Genomic DNA, 7,091 nt, shown 5'->3' with positions numbered 1-7,091 from the left:
ACGTGGGAAAATCGGCTTTTTACCTTCCAAAAAATGTCTTAGCGTGGGTTTTATGTCATTTGGTTGGCGGGACCCCTTATAGTTAATTAATCCTGAATGTCATTATATATTTTTCTGTAAGAATGCACCATTCTTCTCTATTTACCTATACTTATATTTTTATAAATTATTACGATATAAATATTGATTTAAAACATTTTGTTCGAAATAATAAATTAGGATTTTCAGGGGTTAAGATCGTTATTTATTCTCCTATGATGAATTCACAAAATTTTCAAACATTAAAAGTGCATACGTTAAGATTTGGTATATAATAAAATCAACCCGTGGTTATAGTGTTTGCTCCGATTCAAATTATGAGATAGTTTGTGTTAAATTTTTTACATTATCTAAAAAAGAACTTGTAGGGATTCCTACAAGTTCTTTTTGCTTTTCTTATTGTATTAGAAAAAAGCCCTTTAAATATAGCAGAAACATAAATAAAGTATATATCTCTAATTTACTAACTAAAATTTTGTGATGCAATTAATGGAGTAGAAGCTATGAAGAAACATGATATTAAGTATCTTTCATTTTATAAACTTGCCAAACAGTATGAAGAAGTAAAAAAAGGGAAACCTAACATATAATTTATGATGATTCAGGGGGTACCAAATGGAGCATAAAACAAAAGTAACAATTGGGGATTATGTTCAATTTTTATCTCGTAAAAATCCTAATTTACAATTAACCGGATATGTAGTGAGTGTTCTACAGAATACAATTGTTGTTGATATTACAGAGATAATGGGAAGTGAAGTAGATGATTTTAGGCAAGTAGTAAAACATGGTTGCTATAATAAAGTGGTTCATAAGCAAATCAAAAATAATGTTTCATAAAAATTGCGCCTAGATATATCTAGGCGCAATTTTTATGGTGAGTAGTTCAATTTATTATTTTACATCGAGAGAGGCAATCTATTTCAATTATCTATATTGCTTTATATAAATGAATTTTCCAAGCGGATGTGTTTGATGTAAATATTTTTTCAAGAGATAAATTGTTTTCTGCTGCATTTTCAATTGGAACAGCAGAAAGTATGTAACGACCATCCATTTTTTTGAAGTGTTCTATATTTAGTTCTGCATTTCTTAAGCGTTTGTTTGATTTTTTTGTAAACATATAGTGTTTTCCAAGTTCATCGGTGAAAATATAACAGCGGCCACCCCATTCGTCAAAATACGTACGAATCGTTTTATTCTTCGCTAGTTCCTTCTCGATTATTTTTCGAAATTCATATTTATATGATAGAGGATAAAAATTATTATATGTATCAAGTGTGTAGAATCCATTGTACTGAGCGATAGCAGGATGTAAACCAATACTAGCGACACGGTACTGTTCCAAAGGTAAATCGATATACTCTTTTATCTCCTGGAATTGTTCTTCTGCAAAAAATTCCTTTACTGAAGGTTTATTTTGAAAAATAAGTTCTTCATTAAAAAAGCTTAACAAAATAATTTGAGCTACCACAAAGCCTGTTACAGCGTGTCTCCATATTTTCCCTTGTAACCATAAAACTTTTAATCCAAGAGCGAATAAAACATAGATAACTAACGGGCGTAAAAAATGATAACGTGCAAAATTAAATGTATCTAAAATGTGAAAACGTTTTGTTAATGGAAGCCAACCTTTATAAAACCAAAAAGCATACCAAATTGACAACGCTATGTTAAACCAAAACAAAAAAACAAAGACTTTTTCTTGCTTCCATTGTTTCTTAGTAATGATAAAATACATCGCAATAAGTATGACAGGTAAAATAACAAATGTATGGACTGTCATGACATGAGTATGTCCGAAAAGGAAATTTTTCAATGTGAGGCGGAGAGACCGCCATAACGATAATCTTGCATGAAAATATTCATCTCTACTGTTAGGTGCAGTAGATAAAAAGAAGGAAGATACTATGCGATATTCTACAATCATGTAAATGAGCGTCATATAAATAATTGAAAAAAGAAAACGAAAGTTCCATTCTTTTTTTATTACTAAGTCCACTAACCAAAGGACTCCCATTCCACTTAAAAAAAAGAAAAAACCTAAAACAATACTCGAATATAGAGGAATAAGAGTGAGTACGAAATAGTTCTTCCACGACCTTTCTCCTTTTCGAATATTTAAAAATGCCCAAAGTGCAAGAGGCATTCCGAGAGTACTAAGCATTCCTGAAGGCCAGAAAGGAGTAAGTGCAAAAGCTAATGAAACTCCTACTGCAATGATCCTCCATTCCTCTCTAGGTAAAAAATGTTGTTTTAAAAGAACATACATCCCTATAAACGCAACCACTCTTGTAATCGTTTGACTTAATGCATACGCAACCATATTTGGAAAAAAAGCATACAACCAAACGATACCACTAAATTCCGTACTAAATGCGTTTCTTGACAATTGATTGTTTATCACCTGTGGAATGGTAGCATCAATTGGACCTATTATCTCTCCGCTCCTTGCCAAAACCTTATACCAGGACAAATTGGAATCAAGATTATCATGAACGCGAATATGCGCATTTTCTCCAAGAATAAATAAAGGAGACAAATAAAGAATGAGTATGATTGCTGCAAAAACAAGTAACTTTATTTCTTTGTTATTCTGGTTTAAAAACATTGAAGGCACCTCAAAAAAATTTCAAAAAGTTTATTTATAAAATTTCCTAAACGAAAGAAATTATCCCTGGTTAATAAGATGTTATGATTTTTTTGTAAATAAGAAAATTCTTGTATACACTTAAGCGTAGAAGAGGGAAGAATACCAGAGGAAAATGAATCTATTTCTTGATTTTGATTAGTTTTATAAAAAAGAAAATTCTTAACAGTTAAGTCGCTCAAAGACTAGATTGTAGACATTATTTAATCTAAATAAAGAAAAGAATTATGGCAGTGAAAACCACGTGCTACAATTCTTTTTAGTATATTTAAGATTTTTTCAATTTGTCTTTATCGTCTACAGCTATATCCTCTTCTATATTGACAGTCTCTTTTACAACATAGATTGGTCGATTCTTACTTTCGTCATAAATACGAGCGATATATTGACTGACAATACCAAGACCAAGAAGTTGCACGCCACTGAAGAATGTGATAGCAACCATAAGAGAAGCCCATCCAGTTTGAATGTCTTGTCCAATAAATTTAACAATAACTGAGTATATTAAAACTGCAATAGAAATTAATACAGAAATTAAACCTAAAGTCATAACCATTCTTAATGGCTTTGTAGAAAATGCAATAATACCATCTGAGGCAAATCTCATCATTTTCTTTAAGGGATATTTTGTTTCACCCGCAAAACGTTCATTTCTTACGTATTCGATATATGTTTGGCGGAATCCAATCCAAGACATCATTCCACGTACGAAACGATTTCGTTCTGTCATTTGTTTGAATACATCTGCTACTTTACAATCAATAAGACGGAAGTCACCTGCGTCTTTAGGAATATTAATATCAGACATGACATTTAAGAAGCGGTAGAAATATTTAGCTGTTACAAGTTTAAACCAAGTTTCACCCTCACGCCGTTTTCTTTTTGCGTAAACAACCTCATAACCTTCTTCCCATTTCGCGATAAGTTCTGGGATGACTTCAGGTGGATCCTGTAAATCAGCATCAATGATGACCATAGCATCACCTTTAGCAACATCAATTCCTGCTGTTACAGCTATTTGATGTCCAAAATTACGAGCAAAGTTTATGATTTTAGCACGAGAATCTTCGGCTGAAATACCTTTTAAAATTTCAATCGTTCGATCGGTACTACCATCATTTACAAAGATAAATTCATAATTAATATTATTTTGTAGCATAACAGATTTTAAACAATTATAGCATTCTTGTGCTACTTCTTCTTCAAAATACATAGGAACGATAATTGAAATAAGTTTCTCCAAGCTTTTATCCTCCTTGTAGTAGGGATTGGTTGAATTATTGCAAATGATTTTGTTTGTTGAATGTCCAAAGTTTATGAAGAGAAAAATTCATTATCATGCCAACACTGATAGAAAAAAGTTGTGAGATAAACTTATTGATAAAAAGTTTATCAACTAATATGAATAAGATAATTGTGTTAAAAATTAATACAATTAAATTTACGGTTAGAAATTTTAAAAATAATGATACCTTTTTATTTTTAAATTCAAAAACCCAATTTTTATTCCAATAATAACTGTTAATAACACCAATTAAATATGCAAAGCAGTTAGCGATAAGGTAATTTATACCAATATTAACTAAAGCTATGTAGCTAATCATTGTGATAAGTGTATTTAATATTCCTACCAAGCTAAACTTTAAAAATTTCTTCATAATGTAGTATCCTCATTTTTATTAAAGATATAAAAATATATAATGATAATTTGTAGTTTTTTTGTATGAATTAATGATTACTTTAAGGGTTTATTAGGGATTACTATTTCTAAAAAGAAGATTGTACATTTAGACATAAATGAACCGGTTCCCTGTAAGATAAAGAACCGGCTATCTATTTACTGTTGTTTTGATGGGATTTGTGTCTTGTAATGGTGGTGATTATTAGTTTGGTTACCATGTCTCTCTTGGTTGTTAGGCGTAATTTCATCAGCAAATTCCATATTTGCTAAATTTACTTTGGATGGAATAAATGAACTTGTTTTATTTTGAAAACCTTGGAACGTATGTTTTATAGGTTTCATCATACTTGAATTACGTGTTGCCAATAACCCTAAAACTGTTCCTAATCCTAGTAAAGAAGCCCAAATCCATCCTTTATTGTTCTTCTTTTTATTTCCGAATAACTCAAGTATTCTTTGGATTATTTCCCTATAATTCAATGATGACATCAAAAAGTTAAGTATATTCAATTTTGTCCCCCCCTATAAAAAATCGTAAAAAGAAACACAAGGTTAATTTCCACATTATTTATAATGCGATATTTTATAGAAATTTATGATACCAACTTATACTAATAATTCTTGATTTTTAAATTGGAATCCTTAATGCTTTTTAAGTGTTTCAAAAGGTACACCTTTTTTAGCGCCGTAAACTCTACTGAATTTAGTGCTTCAAAAGGTTTAAAAACACACTTTTGAATTACTAAATAATTAGCGATATCTTTTGAAGTATTTTTTGTTATAATTTCATTAGAAACACTATTGAAGGGATGTCTATTTATTTTGAATACAAGAAAATTCGGATATATAAGGGTTAGTAGTAGAGATCAAAATGAAGATCGGCAGCTTGAAGCAATGAAACAACTCATCACTGACGAACGAGATATTTTTATCGACAAACAAAGCGGAAAAGATTTTAACCGTGATCAATATCAACTCGTAAAACGCATGTTAAGAAAAGATGATATTTTATATATTCATTCCTTAGATTGTTTCGGCAGAAATAAAGAAGCTATCCTCCAGGAGTGGAAAAATATCACACAAAATATACAAGCTCATATTGTTGTATTAGATATGCCACTTCTAGATACAACTCAATACAAAGATAGTTTAGGAAATCTTATTACTGATTTGGTACTCCAAATCTTGTCCTGGCTTGCTGAAGAAGAACGAACTAAAATAAAAACTCGTCAACGTGAAGGTATTGAATCTGCAAAGAAAAAAGGAAAGCATTTGGGTAGACCCAAAACTGAAATAACTCAGGAATTTATCGATGCATATAACGATTGGAAACATGGAAAGATCACAGCGCTATACGCCATGAAGAAGTGCAATATGACAAGTCCTACATTTTACAGAGTAGTCAAAAGGTATGAGGATAAGGAATGAAAAATATAGCATGACTACAAAAGAGACCAAAAATACAATAGAAGGCTTCTCTTCTTTTTTATTAAATAAGGGAAGAAAACCTTCAACAATTAAACGCTATATATGATGTAGAAAGTTTCATTCAATGGCTGCACCAATCAAAAAAAATCACTGAAAATAATCTTTTTGACTCGCTTCATAAAAAAGAGTTTGAAGCCTTTTCAAATATTTGAAGGAAGATTGTCAGTACTCCGATAAAACTATACACCGCATATATATTGTCTTAAATAGGTTGTACGAATACTTAGATTTACCAAGTCCCATTGAAGGGATTATTCATATAGAACCACCTAATCGGGCATTACGTAGGGAAGATTTCGTTTCTTTCCAGGAAGAGATACGCTTAAAAGACGTTATTTCTTCACTTGAAGGCCTTACAGAAAAACAACGACCAACACGTCCATTTCGAAAATAATACTTTATCCATTCCTGAAGACTCAAAAGTAAATAGAACCATTCATTTGAAGAAAGAAGATAAATTACACTTATATAATTACTATAAAACTATCCCTGAACCTGTACGCCCTAAATATCACAGCAATGATCCGCTGGTTAGTGCTTTTGATTTTACACGTGGGACATATCATTGGAGTTATGAGGATGATGCACCAAAGTTTCTAACTGAAATCTCAATACAAAAAAGGATCCGTTTAGAAGTGAAACGTGCTAATCTCCGAAAGGGAATTTCTGCTCAACATTTTCGGAACACCTTTATTTTAAAGATTATTCAAGGGAACACTACATCTGAACAAGTCATGCAACAAATAGGATTTAAATCTAACTTATCCTTAAAAAGATATTACGAATTACTATAGCAAATAAAGTCTGAAACCCACCAATTAATATGTAATTTTTACACATCTACGAGACTTTAATGAATTAAATAAAAACAGAGGATTAACAATGAGAAAAATGAAGAATCATATTATATGCACCAATACACTTTACGGGATAGGACTACTAAATCTATCAAAATTTGGTCCTGGCGTTCACTAAAAGAAGAAATGCGAGTCCTGGGTATAAAAGACAGTGACATCTTTCAAATTTAAATGATAAAGATGGATCCAAACAAAAAGTAGCATAGCGCTACGCTCCTTAATTAAGAAAAGGAATACTTTACATTCAAAAGCAACTGGCGATAAAAAAGGGGACACATATAAAAAAAGGAAGTTGGAATGTAAAATGTACCCTATAGAATAGACACTTAAAAAAAAGTCTATTCTATAGGGTCTTTCTTGTATAATGAGAGAAAAA

The 7,091-nt window shown here is 31.0% G+C and carries 6 protein-coding genes and 1 pseudogene; 3 read left to right on the top strand and 4 right to left on the bottom strand.

The window, feature by feature from the left end:
- Positions 1-654 precede the first annotated feature (654 nt).
- Positions 655-879, top strand: a complete 225-nt coding sequence (locus PDQ33_RS27665) for a DUF2187 family protein (protein ID WP_000400418.1) — start codon at positions 655-657, stop codon at positions 877-879.
- 91 nt (positions 880-970) lie between these two features.
- On the opposite strand, the gene PDQ33_RS27660 is transcribed toward PDQ33_RS27665, so the two are convergent.
- The 4 genes from PDQ33_RS27660 to PDQ33_RS27645 form a co-directional block, all read right to left on the bottom strand.
- Entirely contained in the window at positions 971-2,650 is a 1,680-nt protein-coding gene (locus tag PDQ33_RS27660) for a DUF6044 family protein (protein WP_000479589.1), read from the bottom strand.
- A gap of 307 nt (positions 2,651-2,957) precedes the next feature.
- Positions 2,958-3,932 carry a glycosyltransferase family 2 protein gene (locus PDQ33_RS27655; protein WP_000413109.1) on the bottom strand — a complete coding sequence of 325 codons (975 nt, stop codon included), beginning with the start codon at positions 3,930-3,932 and terminating at the stop codon, positions 2,958-2,960.
- 34 nt (positions 3,933-3,966) lie between these two features.
- Positions 3,967-4,347, bottom strand: coding sequence for a GtrA family protein (locus PDQ33_RS27650; RefSeq protein WP_000714042.1), 381 nt, complete (start codon positions 4,345-4,347; stop codon positions 3,967-3,969).
- Positions 4,348-4,526: 179 nt separating this feature from the next.
- Positions 4,527-4,880: a hypothetical protein gene (locus tag PDQ33_RS27645; protein WP_001023789.1), complete on the bottom strand. Its 354-nt coding sequence runs from the start codon at positions 4,878-4,880 to the stop codon at positions 4,527-4,529.
- Positions 4,881-5,192: 312 nt separating this feature from the next.
- Between PDQ33_RS27645 and PDQ33_RS27640 the strand changes: the two genes are divergently transcribed.
- Together PDQ33_RS27640 and PDQ33_RS27635 are read left to right on the top strand one after the other, a co-directional pair.
- Positions 5,193-5,798: a recombinase family protein gene (locus PDQ33_RS27640; RefSeq protein WP_270757012.1), complete on the top strand. Its 606-nt coding sequence runs from the start codon at positions 5,193-5,195 to the stop codon at positions 5,796-5,798.
- A 10-nt stretch (positions 5,799-5,808) separates the two neighbouring features.
- Positions 5,809-6,652 (top strand): annotated as a pseudogene (locus PDQ33_RS27635) (phage integrase N-terminal SAM-like domain-containing protein).
- The last annotated feature ends 439 nt before the right edge of the window (positions 6,653-7,091 follow it).

Origin of the sequence: Bacillus cereus group sp. Bc031, from assembly GCF_027716265.1 — a bacterium.
Lineage (GTDB): Bacteria > Bacillota > Bacilli > Bacillales > Bacillaceae_G > Bacillus_A > Bacillus_A paranthracis.
The sequence above is the reverse complement of the archived record's forward strand: the minus strand, read 5'-3'. Positions and strand labels throughout refer to the sequence as shown.